At 50.2% G+C, this 19,083-nt stretch carries 14 protein-coding genes; 7 read left to right on the top strand and 7 right to left on the bottom strand.

All coding sequences use genetic code 11. The annotated features are described in order from the left end of the window. Positions 1-175 precede the first annotated feature (175 nt). The 4 genes from PSAB_RS25145 to PSAB_RS16360 all read left to right on the top strand — a co-directional run bounded on the left by PSAB_RS25145 (position 176) and on the right by PSAB_RS16360 (position 9,856). Positions 176-409 carry a tyrosine-type recombinase/integrase gene (locus PSAB_RS25145; RefSeq protein WP_226991717.1) on the top strand — a complete coding sequence of 78 codons (234 nt, stop codon included), beginning with the start codon at positions 176-178 and terminating at the stop codon, positions 407-409. A 240-nt stretch (positions 410-649) separates the two neighbouring features. Then, on the top strand, positions 650-1,318 hold the full coding sequence (locus PSAB_RS16375) for a type 1 glutamine amidotransferase family protein (RefSeq protein ID WP_025335671.1): 669 nt from the start codon (positions 650-652) through the stop codon (positions 1,316-1,318). Between the two features lie 738 nt (positions 1,319-2,056). Further along, positions 2,057-2,716 (top strand): hypothetical protein, encoded by a 660-nt coding sequence (locus PSAB_RS16365; RefSeq protein WP_025335669.1) that lies wholly within the window; start codon positions 2,057-2,059, stop codon positions 2,714-2,716. Positions 2,717-3,271: 555 nt separating this feature from the next. Beyond that, the gene (locus PSAB_RS16360) at positions 3,272-9,856 is read left to right on the top strand and encodes an S-layer homology domain-containing protein (protein ID WP_025335668.1); all 6,585 of its coding nucleotides are present in this window, start codon (positions 3,272-3,274) and stop codon (positions 9,854-9,856) included. Between the two features lie 111 nt (positions 9,857-9,967). Here PSAB_RS16360 and PSAB_RS16355 read toward each other — a convergent pair whose 3' ends face one another. Next, on the bottom strand, positions 9,968-10,411 hold the full coding sequence (locus PSAB_RS16355) for a DUF3888 domain-containing protein (protein WP_038595997.1): 444 nt from the start codon (positions 10,409-10,411) through the stop codon (positions 9,968-9,970). Between the two features lie 127 nt (positions 10,412-10,538). Here PSAB_RS16355 and PSAB_RS16350 point away from each other — a divergent pair, with 127 nt between their 5' ends. Next, positions 10,539-11,264 (top strand): hypothetical protein, encoded by a 726-nt coding sequence (locus PSAB_RS16350; RefSeq protein ID WP_025335666.1) that lies wholly within the window; start codon positions 10,539-10,541, stop codon positions 11,262-11,264. 156 nt (positions 11,265-11,420) lie between these two features. On the opposite strand, the gene PSAB_RS16345 is transcribed toward PSAB_RS16350, so the two are convergent. The 6 genes from PSAB_RS16345 to PSAB_RS16320 form a co-directional block, all read right to left on the bottom strand. Continuing rightward, positions 11,421-12,266: an ABC transporter permease subunit gene (locus tag PSAB_RS16345; RefSeq protein ID WP_025335665.1), complete on the bottom strand. Its 846-nt coding sequence runs from the start codon at positions 12,264-12,266 to the stop codon at positions 11,421-11,423. Then, the gene (locus tag PSAB_RS16340; protein WP_025335664.1) at positions 12,263-13,252 is read right to left on the bottom strand and encodes an ABC transporter ATP-binding protein; all 990 of its coding nucleotides are present in this window, start codon (positions 13,250-13,252) and stop codon (positions 12,263-12,265) included. Before PSAB_RS16340 ends, PSAB_RS16345 begins: the two co-directional genes overlap by 4 nt. Then, entirely contained in the window at positions 13,249-14,424 is a 1,176-nt protein-coding gene (locus tag PSAB_RS16335) for a hypothetical protein (protein WP_025335663.1), read from the bottom strand. Before PSAB_RS16335 ends, PSAB_RS16340 begins: the two co-directional genes overlap by 4 nt. After that, positions 14,393-14,950, bottom strand: a complete 558-nt coding sequence (locus PSAB_RS16330; RefSeq protein WP_025335662.1) for a sigma-70 family RNA polymerase sigma factor — start codon at positions 14,948-14,950, stop codon at positions 14,393-14,395. The genes PSAB_RS16335 and PSAB_RS16330 overlap by 32 nt, the downstream gene beginning before the upstream one ends. 227 nt (positions 14,951-15,177) lie before the next feature. Continuing rightward, positions 15,178-16,182 carry an acyltransferase family protein gene (locus PSAB_RS16325; RefSeq protein WP_025335661.1) on the bottom strand — a complete coding sequence of 335 codons (1,005 nt, stop codon included), beginning with the start codon at positions 16,180-16,182 and terminating at the stop codon, positions 15,178-15,180. A gap of 430 nt (positions 16,183-16,612) precedes the next feature. Next, positions 16,613-17,137, bottom strand: coding sequence for a hypothetical protein (locus PSAB_RS16320; RefSeq protein WP_025335660.1), 525 nt, complete (start codon positions 17,135-17,137; stop codon positions 16,613-16,615). A 433-nt stretch (positions 17,138-17,570) separates the two neighbouring features. On the opposite strand from PSAB_RS16320, the gene PSAB_RS16315 reads away from it, so the two are divergent. After that, positions 17,571-18,557 (top strand): phosphotransferase enzyme family protein, encoded by a 987-nt coding sequence (locus PSAB_RS16315; RefSeq protein WP_025335659.1) that lies wholly within the window; start codon positions 17,571-17,573, stop codon positions 18,555-18,557. Between the two features lie 279 nt (positions 18,558-18,836). Then, complete coding sequence (locus PSAB_RS16310) at positions 18,837-19,076, top strand: hypothetical protein (RefSeq protein WP_025335658.1); 240 nt, start codon at positions 18,837-18,839, stop codon at positions 19,074-19,076. Positions 19,077-19,083 lie beyond the last annotated feature (7 nt).

The raw sequence follows: 19,083 nt of genomic DNA, 5'->3' as shown, positions 1-19,083 counted from the left end.
TTTTCAACTAACGGGAAACGCTAGTTCACTACAGCAGGCAGATTAAACCTCTCCTTAGAAGCAAACTAGATTTAATAGCTTCTAAAGGGAGGTTTTGTTATGAACTTAAGTGAGTTATGGAGTTTGTAGGAGGCTGACAAACGCATTCAAGGGTTCAGTCCTAAAAACAAAACGAATGGCTATACCTACGATTAGATGGGCATTAAAACGGCTTGCAGATCGGGGAGAAATTGAAGCGAATGTATTCCCGCATCGCTTTCGACATACTTATGCATGCCAACTCCTTGATAATGGTGCCCCATTGGATTTCATCCAAGGAATGCTCGGTCATGAGAAGGCATCGACTACTCAAGTGTACGCACAGCTCCGCGGCGAACGTCGGAGAGAACTCTATCGACGATTTTTTTAGTTTGTATTGGCGGCGGATCAGCCTTTAGAATCCGTCGCTATTTAACTAAAGGGCAGTTTAACGTGGAAACATATTTCACATACTTAAATTCCAGTTTATGGTAATGTAGAGTTAAATTTATGAAAAGTGTACAAGAGATGCAAGCAAAATGGTTGAAGAACCGTTCATCTTTCTAACGTGTATAATATGTTTTCGTTAAGAATGGATGAATGTAAATAATACATATGGAGGTAATTAAGTTTGAGTACTCACTACTATCTCAGTTGGTTTAATAATTTTTTTCCAGAGAAGCTGGTCCATTGTTTGCATGAGGATATACAAGACAGAAAATCGCTTGTTATGATTAGCGCTACACCGTCTGGTTATACAGGTGAGAAAATTAACATTGATGATGTTTCTGAATGGACATGGTTGAATCAGGCTAACATTATTTTTAATGAATATCATTTCATTGATTACCGCATGCAGAAGGAAGATGCCCAGCGATTCATTCAAAACGCTTCTGTCATTTTTTTATGCGGTGGAGATCCTGTTTTGCAGAACGATTTTTTGGCGGAATATGAATTATCGGATGTTATTAAGAACAGCAATGCCGTTATAATGGGTGCCAGCGCCGGTGCGATAAACATGGCTGCAAAATGGTTAAGCTTGATAAACACTGGCTATGAAGTTGAAACAAGTAATATTTATGATGGTATTGGCTTTGATCATTTTGCCTATGAATCTCATTCTAAACGTGACTACGCCACGTTTGTTCAAGGCTACCTGTTCCCCTTGTCTGAAGAGATTGATGTTTATGCGGCAGAACAGGAGAGTGCAATGCGTGTAAAGGACTGCAAAATAGAAATAATGGGTCCTGTATATTTAATTTCCCACTCAAAGATTCAGAAATTGGTTGAGACGCTCTAATTAGGCTTACAGCGAATCATCTCAGGTTTTTAATATCCCCAGGACTTATTGTTGGGCAGAAATGATAAATTTTTTAGACCGCCTTCAATGGCGGTCTTTCTATGTCCGGCAGATGCTAGCTGCTCATTTTATTGAACTCCCTCGAAATGATTCAGTTTCCTCACTCAGACTCATGAATTCGCAGGATTTCACCCTTAAGTAAGAGTGAGAGAAGAAGATACATAGAGGAGGTTTGCTCGAAGGGGCGTATTCATCTTTCCAAGAAAGCAAAGCTTTGACGTTCTCCATGACGAATTGCATCCGTCTGCGCTGCATGCGATTAACGCACCAAGGCGCGTGATTTAGAAAATTGGTGATGCTACTCAGATGACAGCCTTGTCTTGCAGCGTTTCGGATCTGCGTAATGTTCTTGCGTCCAGCGCAAAGAATGATGCCGTGAACGAGCGTAAACAAGTGATTCCGCTGCGGCTTAGATAACTCCAATTTCAAAGCCAAAATAAACTTGACGATCGGCAGGTAGAGGGATACCATGGAGTTAGGACATCTCCTTTATCTGGAAATTGTGGCGTCGTTACCAACAATTTCTTCGTCAAAGGCGGATGTCCTCTTTATGTTTACTCATTCGATGAAGATTCTAAATTCCTGGCATTAACTCGGCTTTGTCGACAACAAGATTTTTACAACACTCAAGTTACTTTATTGTGCTAAGATTCATATAGATGAAGGGAAGGGGACAGCATGAAACAAAAAACCGGCGTTATTAAATTTGGCGGGATTACATTGATCATTTCTGGCATTCTCTTTTTTGCACAGTATCTATTTGTTCTGCCCATATTCAGTCCCCCGCTAGCGGATGCGAATCTGATGACATGGCTGCAGGACTGGCGCTTCAATTTCGCAATGGCAGATGAATTGCTTATCTTTGCCACATTATGTTTGATACCTTCAATTGCTGCATTATACAGGATATTGGTGAAGGTAGATAAAATCAAAACATTGTTGGGTTGTAGTCTTTTGGCTGTCGTCATACCAATCAATGTATTCTTGGTAATTATCTTAGGGCGATTGGCCTATCCAGTGTATGATATGGAACTTTCACCTACTATCTACAAGTTGGTACTCAGCACATACTATGGAGGCACGCACTGTGTAGCCATCATACTGAGTATGGCTACCATCATACTGTGTCTCGTAATAAGAAAAAGTGTAATTGGCAAGTCTATAGGTTATTTAGGATTTGTGGTAGGAATCTTGGACTTTATCGGCTCCTATCCCTGGTTGATTGGAACCGCAGTGCTATTTGTTTCTCAACTGTTCTTCTCAGCATGGTTTGTCATACTCGGCATGAGGATGCTGAGCAGATCAGAAGAAGTAGTAGCATTAGATTGTAATAACTAACTATTTTGGTTATTTTCCCGGATATTTTTTGTCCCTCATATAGAATCATGCCATGCATCAGAGAGACGATTACGCTGGGGAACCTTAATTGAAGTGCAAGAATGAACTTGTCGAGCGGCATATACAGGGTTACCATGATAGTGGACATCTTTTACGCGATCGACAAAGGTTCTTACGGGTTTACAATTGTTTACAATGTTTTACCGCAAAGTTTTTCAAGACTCAAGTACTTTATTTTCTTTTAACATTTACCGCGTATTCACCGGCTTCACTCAAATTTTCTTCATGCAATATGCTGGCGTAAAGTCAAAATAAATCTCCATATAAACCCAAATAAAGCGTTTACATCATTTTGCCGATATGCTATGATCGAATAGGCATTGGGATGCAAACGTTCGTTAAAGCGATCTGCTGTTGGATTTGGAAAACGACTCAAAGCGATGGGAAATGAACTTGAGTTTGATGATCTGAAGAGGGCAGCGGTTTTTTTATGAGCTTTGTGCAAACGTTAGCACAATGTTCGAACTTTATTATTTCGGAGGTGGTTTGAGCTTTATGTCAACGTCGTATGGAAAAAAACGCTGGCGCTGGCTGTCTGTTGTAACCGCTATCATAATGATTCTGCAGTTAGCCTCGGGGCTGGTTCCGGCCGCGGCATATGCCGATTCGGAGACGCTGGCCGCTGACCCTTTGATTGATCAGCCGGGCGGGTCGACCAAATGGATCGTTGTCGGCATCAAGGATTGGAACAACAGCAACGAAGAGATGCAGATGAAGCATCTGGCAGGGGGCTTTTATGCGTATTCGATCGTGCTGCCGGCCGGTCATTACGAGTTCAAGCTGGTCAGATCGGGTACCTGGACCGGATTTGACAATGCGGGAAACAATTTTGCCTTTGATTTGAGCACTTCCGCCAAGGTCAATTTCTACATAAACGAGGAACTGAACGAGGCGCGGATCAGCCTGCCGAACGTGCAGGGAATTGAGCAGTACACACCGGTTCTGCCTGAGGCGAAATGGCCAAGACTGGTCGGCGATTTGCAGTCTGTCTTCGGGGAAGCGGAATGGTCGCCGGGAGGAAGCCGGCAGTTTTTCGTCGATTATAACTTCGATAATACGGTCTACAAAATCCAGCGGACCCTGCCCGTGGGAAACTATCAGGCGAAGGTCATTTTCGGCACCGACTGGAGCAGCGATGAAAATTACGGAGACAACGGCCAGAATCTGGCGATCAATGTGCTTGATCCGGTCAACGTAACTTTTTCTATTGATTACAGTTCCGGCAGTAAGAATCTCACCCATGATTACGTCCCGAAGAACTCCAGCTTCGACGGCAAAATCGATAAAGGCTCCGTTTCTTTCGACAGCCGCTCGATTACTTACAAGAAGCCTTTTGGAGCGATCAAAGCGGGGCAGGAGGATGTAATGCTGCGCATTGCCGCCCAGAAGGGCGACGTGCAGCTCGCCAAAGTCGAACTGACGAACCCGGATTCGCTGTCCAAGGATTTCACGATGAACCGGGTGACTTCGGTAGGCAGCAAGGATTATTTTGAAGTGACGATTCCAGGAAGCCAGTTCTCCAAAATCGGCATCTGGGGCTATAAATTCATATTGGTGGACGGAACGGCGAAGGTCGAGTACGGCGACGACACTACCAGAGGCGGAAGCGGCAGCGTCAGCGACGAAGGCGCGGTGCCGTACGACCTGACCGTGTACGATCCGGGTTACAAGACGCCGGACTGGATGAAGCATGCGGTCGTTTATCAGATTTTTCCGGACCGTTTCTTTGACGGGGACAAGAACAATAACCGCGCCAAGACGGAGGACGGATACCGCGGCGCGAATTCCGGTCAATATGCGACGGATAAAGGCGGACAGAAGCTGCAGTATTTTGACGGCGGAGTAACAAATGATCCAACCCCGGATCAGGTGTGGGGAACCTGGGGCGATGTGCCCGAGAACCCGGACCGCACAACTGCCGAGAATCAGCCGTACTATCCGGGCGCCAAGACGGACGGAGCATGGACGAACGAATTTTACGGCGGTGATATTCAGGGCATTCAGGATAAGCTCGGCTATCTGAAATCGCTGGGCATCAACACCTTGTACCTGAATCCGGTAGCCTGGGCGGCCTCCAATCATAAATACGACGCCACCGATTACGGGCATCTTGATCCGATGTTCGGCAAGCCGGTATACCGCACCCCCGGCGATCCGTCATCGGGGCTTGATTACACTGCTACGCGGGCGGAATCCGACAGGGTATATCAGGCCTTTGCCAAAGCGGCCCGCGAGCTGGGCATGCATATCATTAACGACGGCGTGTTCAACCATGTCGGTGACGATTCGATTTATTTTGACCGGTATAGTAAATACCCCGAGATCGGCGCTTACGAGTACTGGGCCAAAGTCTACGACAAAATGAACGCGGACAACTTGTCCCAAGCAGATGCCGAAGAGGCGGTGCGCACGGAGTTCACGAGCAAGATCAATCCGATGACAGGAGCGCATTATAAATATCCGGACGATTTTACGTATACAACATGGTTCACGATCACGAGTGAAAAGGTCAAGAACCGCGATGACAACAACATGCATTACAAGTACGACGCCTGGTGGGGATATGACTCGCTGCCGGCGATGGATGCGAAAGATCCGCAGACGGCGGCAACGGATTTTTTTCCTGCAGATTCGCAAGCAATTGATGGACAGAATGAATGGAACAATATCGGCTACCGGGAGGCGGTCATTGGGCATGATCTTGGCGGGCTGAGTGAAGCGGGCGCCCAGAAGGCGATGGAATCCGCCAACTCGCAGAGATGGATGTGGATGGGCTCGAGCGGCTGGCGGCTGGACGTGGCTCCCGACGTATCAAGCAGCACGTGGCGGAAATTCCGCGAAGCGGTCAAATCCGTGGAAGGAAAAACCGACGCCAACGGAAATCCGATCGAGAATCCGGTTATTCTGGGTGAAGAATGGGGCGTGGCGACACGCTACCTGCTGGGCGACCAGTTCGACTCGGTGATGAATTACCGTTTCCGCGGCGCGGTTCAGAGCTATATGATTTCCGGTGACGCGAATACGCTGAACCAGTCACTGGAATCGATTCGCGAGGATTACCCGAAGGAAGCATGGCAGGCAATGCTGAATCTGGTCGATTCGCATGACACGACCCGCTCGATTACCAAATATGATCATCCCGACTATGAGGAGGAGCATTTAGTCATTGCAGATGACGCTTCCGACCGAGCGCTTAAGCTGCAGGCCTTGACGGCGATTCTGCAAATGGGGTATCCCGGCGCTCCAACCATTTACTACGGGGATGAAGTCGGCGTGACGGGTACGAAAGACCCCGATTCCAGACGGACTTTTCCTTGGGAGAGAATTATTGCGGGCGGCGGTGAATACAGTGCGACGGGCAAATATGCGGAGCTGTTCCAGACCTATCAGTCTGCGGCCAAAGTCCGGAACGACAATGAGGTCTTCCGTACCGGCGATCTGAAGGTGGCTTACGCAAGCGGAGACGTTATCGTCTACGCCCGCAAAAACGACACCAAAGGCGGACTGGTCGCTATCAACCGCGGCACCGAAGCCCAAACGGTGAACGCCGATGTGACCGGATTTCTTCCGGACGGCTTGACACTGGCAGACCAGCTAGGCAGTGACGCTACCGGTACGGTGACTGGCGGCAAGATCAGCCTGACGATCCCGGCGCTCTCCGGCATGATGATGCTGTCGACGGGCGAGCTGTCGGTTGTGCCCCAGGTGACGGGACTCCACGCCGCCGGCGGGGACGGCAATGTAGCCCTGTCCTGGAACGCCACGGACGGTGCCGACAGCTATGTAATCTACCGGGCCGCGATTGAGGGCGGCGATTTGCAGAAGGTGGGCGAGAGCAATACGCCAAGCTTCACCGACAGCAGCGTAACCAATGGCAGCAAGTACTATTACACGGTGACGGCCATAGCGGGTGCCAATGAGAGCGAGCCGTGCGACATGGCTTCGGCAACGCCTGCTTTTGTCATCGATTCAGTGACGATCGTGCAAAAAGCTGAGGATATGACTGTCGGTGTCGGCAAGGCCACCTATGAAATCCAGGCGGAAATCCGCATTCCCGGATTGACGGATGTGCCTTCGAGTGTGTATCAAGAGCCGGAGGGTGTGATCGCCAAGCTGATCTATTATCCGAGCGCGGGCTCGCCGGATCAGGCACTGGAGACAAAGCTCCGGTATAAAACGGACAATGAGACAAACGGCTCCAAGATTTATTGGGCGGCTTTTGAGCCGATATTCGCTGGCAGCTATACGTATTTGGCCCAGGTGTCCACCGATAACGGCGAAAGCTTCGTTTCCTCCGCGCCGGAGACGGTGAACGTCTCTTCTGATCCTGCCGATACGGAGCCGCCTTCATCGCCGGTTCTGGCGGATATCCCGGTTGAATCCAATATGACGCATTTAACCTGGACCCTTGACGCGGCAGATGCTTCGGGCATTGAAGTTTACCGGAAGGGAGACGGGCCGGATTACAAGCTGATCGCCTCCCTGGATAAGACGGTACGGGAATACAAGGATTACACGGTCAGCAACGATACGGCTTACACGTACAAAGTTGCGGCCTATGACGCCGCTTACAACCGCTCTTACTCCGAGGAGCAGGCCGTCACACCGAAGCTCGTTATGGTGGATGTCACGCTTCGCCTGCATCTGCCGGATTATACGCCGAGCACGGACACCATTAATATTGCGGGCGACTTCAATGGCTGGAATGCCGGTTCGACTCCGCTGAAGGTGCCGAGCGGCGCGACCGACCGAAGCGTGGTCGAATACAATTTCAAGATGATGGCTGGAAAGTCCATCCAGTATAAATATACGCGAGGCAGCTGGGAGACCGAGGCCTTCACCAGCCATACGCGTACAGCCAATGACACGACGGATATGGGCAACTGGGCTTACAGTTCAACCGACACGAATATGAGGCTGACGATCGCCAATCAGGGCGGCAGCAAGCAGGTCGTCGACGACTATGTGCTGCGCTGGGTCGATATGCCGATGATCGTCACTCTTCCGCGAACCTCGTATGGCACGGACATTGAGTATGTAACGGGAGACAGTGCCATGAATTTGAAGGCGTTCGTGCCGTATGGCGTAGCCTTTACGATTAACGGGCAGCCGATCCCGGAAGGCGTGATGGACACTCACGGTAACGTTCTGCTGAGCGGAATCCCGATTGCGCCGGGTGTGAACAAGTTCGTGCTTCATATCGAGCCGACTGCCGAAACGCTGGCCCTGCCTTGGTATACGGATAAGGGACGCGCCGGTCAAGCTACCAAAACATTGACGATTACCGTCACAAGAACCGGAACCGATGACGGCAGCGGCGGCGGACCGGTGAAGCCGACGCTATCCGGATTGTCTGCTGCAGCTCCGGCTTCCAGCCTGACCGTGGGCGACACATGGAGCACATCCGTTCAGGCACTGTACAGCGACAACAGCAAAGTGGATGTCACTTCGCAAGCGTCGTTTGAATCGTCGCAGCCGGAGATCGCAAGTGTCAGCGGACAGGGTGTCGTTGCGGCATTGGCGGAAGGCAGCGCGGTGATTACCGTCCGCTACGGCGGATTGTCGAAGTCGTTTACGGTGCAGATCGTCAAGAAACTGGACGTTCCAGACAACAACAAGCCCGCGCAGTTAATCGCCAGCGCACCCGCTTCAAGCCTGAAGGCAGGCGATACATGGAGTACCGTTGTTCAAGCTGTATACAGCGATGGCCGCAAGGTTGACGTAACTTTACTGTCCGCGTTCGAGTCGAGCTGGCCGGAGATTGCAAGCGTAGAAGCCGGCGGTCTGATTAAAGCTATTTCGCCGGGGACTGCTGCGATTACCGTCCGTTATGACGGACTTATTACGAGCTTTGATGTTCAGGTGGTATCGCAGAGCACCTCGGACGGAACCGGGGGCAACGGCGGAAACGGCGGAAACGGCGGAACCGGCAGCGGAAGCGGTGGCGCGGGAACCGGTCAAACCCCGCCAGCCGGAACCCAGACGGTGACAGCAGATCAGCTGAAACCGGACAGCAATGGCGCTGCGTCGATTACTCTGGACCGTGGCGTTCAGCAGCTCGTGCTGCCCGTTCAATCCGGATCGGCCGGAGGCGTGGACCGCATTGAAATCAAGGGAGAACAAGTGTCGCTGACGATTCCGGCGGCGGTGCTGCAATCCCTGGCCGCTCTTCTGCCGGCCGAGCAGCTGAGCGGGGCGCATCTTGCGCTGAACGTCAGCAAGCTGGACCAGGCCGCCAAGGAAGGGGCGATCAAGCAGCTTTCGCTGCCAACCGGGACCGCTATAGGCTTGGCGAGCGAGGTGTACGATTTCTCCCTTCAGGCGGTAACGAAGGATGGAAAGGCCATCAGCCTCTCTGCGTTCCCGAAACCGGTGGAGCTTGTCTTCCACACGGACGCAAAAGCCGATCCACAGCTTACCGGTGTATACTACCTCAATAACGCTGGTATCGCGGAGTATATTGGAGGAGAGTGGAACGGCGGCCTTCTCAAGGCAAAGGTGACCCACTTCAGCCGTTATGCAGCGATGGAGTACGTGAAGACTTACAGCGATGTTCCCGCCGGACATTGGGCGAATCGGGCAGTTACCGTGCTGAGCGCGAAGCATATCGTGAATGGCGTAAACGGCGGCGTATTTGCCCCCAACCAGCCGGTTACGCGCGCGGAGTTCGCAGCAATGCTCGTTCGTTCGCTGGGTCTGACCGCTAAGGGTAAGGCTCCGTTCAAGGATGTGACCGGCAAGGAATGGTACTCTGGTTCCATCGCGGCCGCTTATGAAAGCGGAATTGTCAAGGGCGCAAGCGCCGGAGCCTTCAACCCGCAGCAGCGAATAACGCGCGAAGAGATGGCGTCCATGATCATCCGGGCCTATCGGGTGAAGACGGGCCAAGCGGCGGACAGTTCGGCAAAAGCTTCTTTCGCAGATGCTTCAAGCATCAGCGGTTGGGCGCAGAACGATGTGTCCGCAGCCGTTTCGCTCGGCCTCTTGAAAGGCAAGGACGGCGGCCGGTTCATGCCGAAAGCCAATACGACCCGCGCGGAGTCCGCGCAGGCGCTGTATAATCTGGTTTCGAAATATTAAAGTACAGCCAACAAGAAGCAACAGTTATTCTAGCCCCAAGCATCCGCTTGGGGCTATTCGATTTGCCGAAGAAGGGTAAGGGGGTTAAGTTCCCCGTTTTTTGCGGTTCCTCTACTTTTCACGAAGGGTATTCTTCCAATTTGGCGGTAGCTCAAAGTCTTTTATGTGGTTATATTTTATCAACTTAACGGTAGGTCCCGCAGATATTTCAAACGTAATACGATCCATACCTACTGAAATATGTGGTCCTACAACAGGCGTCACTTCCACCGTTAATAAAAACATGAAACCCCGAAATCCATTTTTTCGTTCGATCTGAATCACATCTATTTGATACGGATAAACCAAGGGCGGCTCTTTTAAATATTTTAAGTAATAATTGCTGACTGCGTCTTGAATCGCTGGAGTTAGTAAGAGCATAAGCATGTCTTGTATTTGGAGTTCTGTAGAATCTTGCTTAGGATTGTGCATTCCCGAATATGCTTTTGATTCCAGGGGACTTATGATTAGTATCAGTGACAGTAGCAAAAGGACAATTCTTAGTTTTATTTTCATGTCTGTTATCCCATTATTTTTTCTTGTTAAGTTTCCCTGAATTGTGATGAAAAATGCACGCCGAATGCCATGGGGATTAGGTTAAAATAGATTACTCAGGTAATATTTAAAAGGAGTAACAGAGATTATGAAAAAGCGAATCCTTATAACACTTTTGAGTATAATTATTCAAAGTATGGTAATAATTATGCTAATCATCATAGATACTACACCATTTGTTGATGGTTTGATTGTTACATCTGCGATGTTATATGCTCCTATAGGTTCACTAGCTTTTGCGGGTATCATAATAACTCTTGTCAGGGAAAAAAAATCTCAATTGCATCTTTTATTCTTATTACCATTGTGTTCTATTTTTTTAATCGCACAGCTACAACCCTATTATAAATATTTAGATCACCGGAAAACTGAATATGAAGACTTGCTATCGACCAAATATTCTGTTCGTAAAGGTTACAATGACTTTTATCCCGTTTGGAGATCAACTAAAAACCTTAGTCCTGAGAGCGAAAACAAATTAACTTCATTATTAAATAAGCATATGTCTAAGGAGCAAGTGATAAGTCGATTACAACTGGATGAAGTTGAACCCATTGTTTGGATAGAGGTACTAAACCCTTCCCTTTTTGTGGGGAGTACATCAGAATTCGCTTTTTATAATATTCAAGATGAGAAACTATCAAATTTTATTAGTGAAAGTGATATTTTAAATGCACTTTTAAAGCATGGTTATAACAGAGTATATTTTTCAAAAAAGGATGATGTAATATATAGCATCTTTATTAATGAGATTAAGAATGAAAAAAACAAAGTCAACATTATTAAATCAAACGAAAAATTGATTATCGAATAATTAATAACGACATATAACGGTATATCGGTACGGAATACTTTAGTGAAATAGCGCAGCGGCAGTCTAGGACTTTATTTTCTCGTCCCGGGCTGCCGCTGTCTCTTTTCTTAAGATTAGTTAATCCAATCAACCATGATTTTTCCTCAGGGTCAAGCACTACAGATCCTTCCGGCCGAACGCCCGGCACCCCAGAAAGAGCAGAACCGCCGCATACCCCACCGTATACAGGAGGAAGGCATTCGAAGGAACACTCGAAATGGAAAAGGGTCCCATGTCAGCTATCGCCAACCCGGCCCAATCAGCTCCCCCCATAAGCTCGAAGAGGCTTCTTCGGTAGACCGAGTCCGTGGGCAGGAGCAGCCCGGTTAGTAGGAAGAATTTTTCCAATGCGGGGTGGGCCCCTCCATAGCTCGCTACCCCTTCAACCAGCCCGCTGAAGAGGGCAAATCCGTACAGCAGGGCGGAGAAGATGCCGTTCCCCAGCATCGGCAGATAGACCGAACCCAGCATGGTAATCGTGAGGAGAAGGAGCGGCATCCAGAGGAATAGCCCTAAGCCTCGTAGCATCTCATCCGCCAGTATGGGAAACCCGGCCTGGATGTGGATGGTCCAGACCACGGAAACGAACAGGGCTGTGCTGTATACGGTGATCCAGACGGCGTGGCCCAGCCATTTGGCTAGATACAGCTTCCAGCGGGGGATGGGGCGGGCGGCGACGGCCAGCAGCAGGCCGTTCTCCTGCTCGCCCGTGACGGTTCCCATGGTTGAGAAGAGCACGAAGAAGGCCGCCAGGAATTGCGAGAAAAAAAGTCCCAGCACCATCAGCACTATGCTGTTCATCAACCGTTCGGCGGGGGAGACCTGGTTCTGTCCGGTCATGCCGGTCAGCTCCCGGACCCCGAAGGCGAACAGGACCAGAAAGATGAAGGTCAGAATTAGCGTGACCAGAAACACTCTCTTTCGGGTGAGCTCCTTGAAGGTGGCAGAAATATACATGGTCATTGCGGGTCACCTCCCTGGCGGGACCCGGCCATCCGGAGGAACCAGGCCTCCAGACTGTTCGGCTCGGGGCCGGATTCGTAGAGCGTCAGGCCGCTCCGGATGAACTGTGAGCACAGGTAGCCGGCCTGTTCCCGGTCCGAAACGCGGGCGGTCAGGAGAGCGTTGCCGTCTTCATCGGCCTCGACCAGGCGCAATTTGGAGGAGAGGGCGCCGCCGACCGCTCCGTTCAGCTCCGCCCAAGTCTCCGGGAGCCAGCCGCCGAGCCGGAAGCGCCAGTTGGCACCGCTGCTCTCGCTATCTCCGGTGCCGCTGAGCAGCTTGTGCAGCGGTCCCGACGCCAGCAGCTCGCCTCCGTACAGGAAGGCGGCTTCATCGCACAGCTCCTCCACATCCTCGAGCAGATGGGTATTGAGGAAAATCGTCACGCCCCTGCCCCGGAGCCGTTTCAGCAGGCTACGGATCTCGTAGCGGCCGACGGGGTCCAGGGCCGAAGCGGGTTCGTCCAGGATGACCAGCTCGGGATCCAGGAGCAGTGCGGCAGCCAGGCCGAGGCGCTGCTGCATTCCCTTGGAGAAGCCGCCGACCCGGCGGTCTGCGGCATCGGAGAGGCCGACCAGCTCCAGGGTGTCCCGGACCCGGCTGCGGAAGGAGGGCGCCCGTGTTTCCTGCGGGCGCAGCCCCCCCAGCTGACCATGGAAGCGGAGCACCTCCGCCGGGGTCAGCCAATCCTGAAAGCGGAACAGCTCGGGCAAATACCCGAGCTTGCGCCGTGCCTCCGGTCGGCCCAGGGGCTGTCCCAGTACGGTGGCCCGCCCGGAGTCGGGGCGGTGGAGGCCGGCCAGCATTTTGACGAAGGTGCTTTTGCCGGCACCGTTGGGTCCCAGCAGGCCGAAGATGCAGCCCTCCGGTACCTGCAGGGTGATACCGCGGCAGCCGCCGCGGCCGTTGTAGGTCTTGGTCAATTCTGCTGTGTCAATCATCATCATGGCTGGACTAGCTCCTCCGCGGCCCGCTGGAAGGCGGATTCCGTAGGAAAATCCTTCGTATCGCCGCTCAGAAGGCTGATCCGGTCCCCACCAAGCCAGAGCAAATAGCGATTCCCGCTGTCCGCGGTCATGACCGCATCATGTCCGCCCAGCTGGAGGTTGGTGGTCACGCCGTCATGGGCCGGAACAGGCAGGGTGCTCCGCCAATCGCCGATGGCGGCCAGCTTGGTCCGCAGGCTGTCCGGCAGCACGGGCAGCCCCAGTACCGCCTCTCGGACGGTCGATGCATCAATGCCTTTCTCCACTGTCAGATCCGGCTTACCGAATTGGAGCAGACGCACATGCTTGCCTGACAAAGTGCCCTCTGTGGTGATGCCGTCCGGGATGTACAGCCTGATGGCTTTGCCGTCCGCTTCGGCGGGCAGGGTGGTAGTGCTGCCCAAACGGGTGAGCAGCCGGTTGACCGCCTTCACATTCAGGTTGAAGGTAAGCGTGGTAGCTGGCTGGTAGGAAGGGGCGGTGGAGTTCCCCAGCTGGAGCAGGGAGGCGCCCATCCGTTTTTCCGCTTCGTCCCAGGTAATGGTACGGGTCTCTCCGCCACTTGACTGGGTCAAGGTGCCGTATTGGGCCAGGTTGAAGCTCCGGTCTCCCTCAGGCGAACCGTGGTCCAGAAGGCCGGAGATGCCCGCCATGTCATCCGCTGAAATCCCGACTCCAACCATGTGCTGGATGCGGAACGTTTGCAGCATGGCGGCCAGCGCCCGATCCCCCAGAGGGGTGGTGAACAGGCCGATGGCCATGACAGCTGCGGCAACGCCGGCGGTCAGTCCCCGAAGCCTGCGCCTGGCCGGTCTCTCCGTCCGCCAGGTGCCGTCCGCCCCGCTAGCCCTAGCCGAGGAGCTTACAGCCCCCATCGCTGGGTCAGCCGAGGACCCCTTTGTAACACGGAATTCTCCTGTCTGCTTCATCTCAACTGCACCATCCTTATCATGATTATCTTGATTTCCTTCCAGTCGTGCCTCGATCCTTGTTTCATCCGAACGCAGGTCTTCCTCAGCCTGCCTCCAAAACGCCGGAACCGGCTCCCCGGCCGTCAACCTCTCAAACCGGTTCAAAGCCTGATCCGTATCAAAAACCGGCTCACCGCCGGTCCGCTTCGTTCCGTCCGCCATCGTACTGCTCCTCCTCCTGCCCGTATTTCTTCTTCAGCCGTGCCTCCGCCCGGGCCAGCAGCGTGCCGACAATCTTCGGTTTGACCTCCAGCCGGACGGCAATCTCCTCGTAGCTGTACCCTTCCTCCCGAAGCAGAAGGGCGGTCCGGTCCCGGTCCGAGAGCTTCTGCAGCACCCGGCGGACCACGTCTTTTTCCCACTCGCGGATGACCTCCGCCTCTCCCGAAGGGGCGGCGCTTTCCGACCAAGCCGCCACGCGGGCGGTTTCTTTTTCCAGTAACGTCTTGCCAGACGACCGTTGTCTCAAATAATCGTAGCCCACCCGGGTCAGCACCCGGTGCAGCCAGGCGCCGACGGCCTCCAGCCGGTCCGGAGGGCTCCGGAAGAGCCGCAGGAACACCTCTTGGGCCAAATCCTCCGCCGCCGCATAATCGCCGGTCAACGCATAGAGCTTCCGCGCCACCCCGGGGTAATGCTCCCGGAACAAGCGCTGGAACAGCTCGGGTACCTGTGTGCCTTCCTCCATGTTGCGGCCGTCCCCCTTTCGTTTATTAGACGGATGCCGGATCGGTTTTGTAGCAGTTGTAAAGGGAAATATCCATTTTGATGCCTGTTTTTTTGCTAGTTTCTCTGCTTCGCCGCACTAGTAAACATGAAGCAGTTAGGTTTTTTTAGCATAGTCGATTAACCCTAACGGGAAGCTCTAACGCGGATTAAATCGTTGATCAAACAAATCAGGTGGTAAGAAAAAAGTCACTGCGCCCGCGATAATGGCGAGCTTTTCTTTTTGTACAGATAAGATAAGTTAGGGCTGAAAAGCACCCGGCAGAGTTTTTCGACCCACTTCATGGAAAAGATAAAGGTTATGACGATGGCAAGCAGAATCAACAGCGTTTGATCCGCCCATGTGTTGATATACCGGTAGATGCCTTGATGATCCATTATTTTAAATACGAAACCGTGCAGCAAAAAGGGATACATCGTCCGAATGCCAGGCTCGCTGATCCGTGTCCGCCCTGTTGGGATTAAGGAGAGAACGCAAAGTGACAAAATGACCGATACTGCTGCTATAGCCACCCTGTATATCCCCGCATACCATTCCGGGCTGCCCAGTTTGGAGTAGCTGTAGCTGCCCCAAAGCCATTCGCAATTGAGGTTCTGGCCATAGCGGAATAGAAGCCCCAGTGTGAGGATCATAATAAACGCAGATGCCATTTTGACCGGCCATTTAAATAAATAACAGAAGTATTTCCGCTTCATATAGTAACCTGCCAGGAAGAATGGAAAGAAGTTGACCGCCCGGAGCGATGACAAATTATACCCCAGTTCCGTTGAAGCGTAGCCGGCCAATACCGCAAGGCAGCTAGCAAACAGGATCGGATACCTTAATTTTGTAAAATACGGCAGGGCGATTTTCCATAAAGTAACCGCAAGCAGGTACCAGGTTATCCAATAGGGCAGAAAGAAGGTGAATTTCAGGTTTGCCCGGCCGTTCAGATAATAATCCAGGAGCGTATACAGCGTTTCAAAAATGATGTACAGAACGAGATAGGGGCTAAGCTTCCCCGATTTCTTGGAAAAGTAACCCGTTATAAAAACAAAAAGCGGGATATGAAAAAAGTAAATGAAGTTGTACAAGGCCTTCGCGGACTCGCTTGTTGAATAAAGGGGTTCGAGTACATGGCCGATGACCACGAACGTAATCAAGACAAACTTCACATTATCGAAATAATGGTCGCGTTGATTAACCTCTGGCATCGTTTTAACTCCTCCAATCGGTTTTATTCACTCATATCCCAATATGCTAACAAACCAAGCTCGCATCCTCATCCTTTATAATCCGCTAGATTTCTGCTTTATCCAGTCTCTCCTAGTCTTAGGGAACCTGAGTGGTCGTATTTTTAGTCTTTCTCCGCGATGATACAGTATCCTTTGCTATGTTATAGGATATATGGATTCACCGGCAAACCCGTAAGCTATAACAGCTAATAGCATGTAAAAATTCCCAGGAAAGTTAAGAGAATTTCTATAGTATAGTGAAAAATAAGCATGCCAAATACCCCCCCCCATTTGGTTTAAAAAGTAAGCAGGGTATAAGTGCAAACGATTTATATCTTGTCAACCATCGTTGAGCTCCCTCGGATAGAGAAAACAAAGAAAGTCCCACCAATCGGTAGGACTTTCTTTATTATACCTTGCTGGCTTCCTTAAAAAATTCTGGGTCAGCGTTTATGTAGTCGTACGACACCCATGCATAATGGGTAAGTCCCAGTAGGTCCGCAACCTGATAGGCGAGATGGGGATCTAAGGAAAATAGTTCCTCAACATCAGCAACTTGAAACAGCGACTCTAGATCACCAGCGGGTTTACCCTGCTCCAGTACAAGGCCTTCAACTACACCCAGGTCAAATTGTTCCATCTGAATCTCGAACTCTTCACCCCAAGAACAGCTATACCCACTGACCATTTCTTGTTTGTTAAAAATGAGAAGCTCCCATCCGTGATCTTCGGCATAAACATAATGCAGTAATATTCCCTGATTGTTGGCGACGATGACTTCGTCCGCCGAAAAATCCGCGTCAGACGTAACGAAGGTCACCCAGCCTTCCTTTGATTCGAATACATAACCATGTTTTCCAGCGCGGTTTAAAAGCAATACAGCATCATCTTTGCTGTTCGCTCGCAGATGATAGCTTTGACTAAACTCGCTCATGAATATCCCTCCATATAGATTATTACTGTAAAAAACGACTGCACCAGCCCGGAAGTGCAGACGATCGCCAATCAAATAAGCGGCATAGGGATTTCTCCTTACAGTATTGCCAGAGCCATTGCGTTTGCCATTAATGAACCTGATGACACGCTAGTCAGCGAAATTATGGTTAGGCCGAACGCGTTGTCCTGAAAAGCATAACTCCAATAAAAGATCGGGCCAATACATTTTGGTCCGATTTTTTTTCCCTATACGGTTAAGTGAGGGACTGTCCTAGCACATCATATGACTATCTAGTTAGTAGAAGAGAAAATAACTCCTCATCTAATTATGAGTTTATTTGGAAAAAAGATAAGTCTATATCTTTCTAGAATTTTCATATATTGTTTGGTTATACCTGGCCGGGCGACTCTAATAGATGGGGGCATTCTTAATGGCAAGCTCGAGGATATTGCTTCAAGCAGCAAAATCTTATGAATTTAATGTAGAAACGTTGGTCTTCCTGAGCAACTCAACAAATGAAGTCTACCGGTTTACCAAGGGTGATCTGTCCTATATCTTACGGTTATCTCAGAAACCACAGGAATACGTAGAGAAGATAAGGGCTGAGGTGGATTGGGTTTATTATTTGGTGAAGAACGGTTTACGTGCATCATTACCAATCCAAACAAGAGATAATCAACTAACGGCAGTTTACCATGATGGAGATAAGTGTTATATTGCAACAGCTTTTTACGCGGCTCCAGGCCGCTTTTTTGATAAAAACGATGAACAATATTGGGGGCCAAAGGTATTCAGGAATTGGGGAGAAACCATGGGGAGAATGCATCGGCTATCGAAATCTTACGGAGCATCAGACGTTCTTGTGAAAAGAGACTGCTGGAGCATAAAGACCATCAATAACCCTCATCTGCAGCGCGGAAGTTTCAATGTACTCCTCGAAAAATTGATCTCTATGGAGAAGAAGATTCATTTACTCCCAAGGGATAGAGACTCGTCTGGACTGATTCATAATGATTTCCACCCTTATAATTTTTTTATTGACGACAGTGAAATAACCGTCTTTGATTTTGACGACAGTATCTATGGCTGGTTTTCATTAGACATTGCTATTGCTGCCGCTCATGCCGTCTGGTGGGGAGTGCAAAAAGATGAACGTGTAGCTAAAAATGAGTTTGCTCAACTGTTTTTACGTGAATTTTTAATGGGTTACGGTAAAGAAAATCATCTCTCCGAATACTGGATACAGACAATCCCCATGTTTATGGAGTATCGGAATATTTGTTCTTTCTTCTGGTGGTTAGGTGAATGGGATGGTAATGAGAGTCGTCTTACAGTGGAGCAACGGAATGCAATCAACTATGCGGTTAAACTTATTGAAAGTGGTCTGCCTTTTGATGGTTGCGATATTCAAATTTAGTGAATCATTTCCTTTTGGTGATTAAGCTTAATGGAAACGTTACAGAGAGGTTTAAGGAACTCCACGTGGGGTCATGGTCCTGCTAAGATTAAACTAGCGGAAAGACAAATAATTAAATAAAACGCGAAGGCAGCGAATCAAAGTGATTGGCTGCCTTTGTTCAGAACGGGCAGGATAATTAAATTAATAACAAGAGGTTTAATGAGTATTTTTCAGTTACATAATATTGGGTTCGAATGAACACATTAACAATAATTCGGGGAAATGGGAGGGATATCGTTGATTACGGTAGGCATTTTCATTTTAGCGTTTATGGGAACAATCTTGCTGGTATTGCTGGACACCCTGGTGTACCGTTTGTCGTTCTCATCGGCGCTGTTTCAGTTGTTCTCCACACCTTCACATTCTTCGGCTGCTTGGATTCTCGTAGTTGCTCTCTTTACGGCGGGATGGTCTGACTTGAAGAACACCTCGTTCATAAAACGTTTAGCCTTCAGGCCATCGAGAAAAAGGGGATGAGCACGTA

Origin of the sequence: Paenibacillus sabinae T27 (assembly GCF_000612505.1) — a bacterium.
GTDB lineage: Bacteria > Bacillota > Bacilli > Paenibacillales > Paenibacillaceae > Paenibacillus_AQ > Paenibacillus_AQ sabinae.
This window is presented reverse-complemented; position numbering and strand designations above follow the sequence as displayed.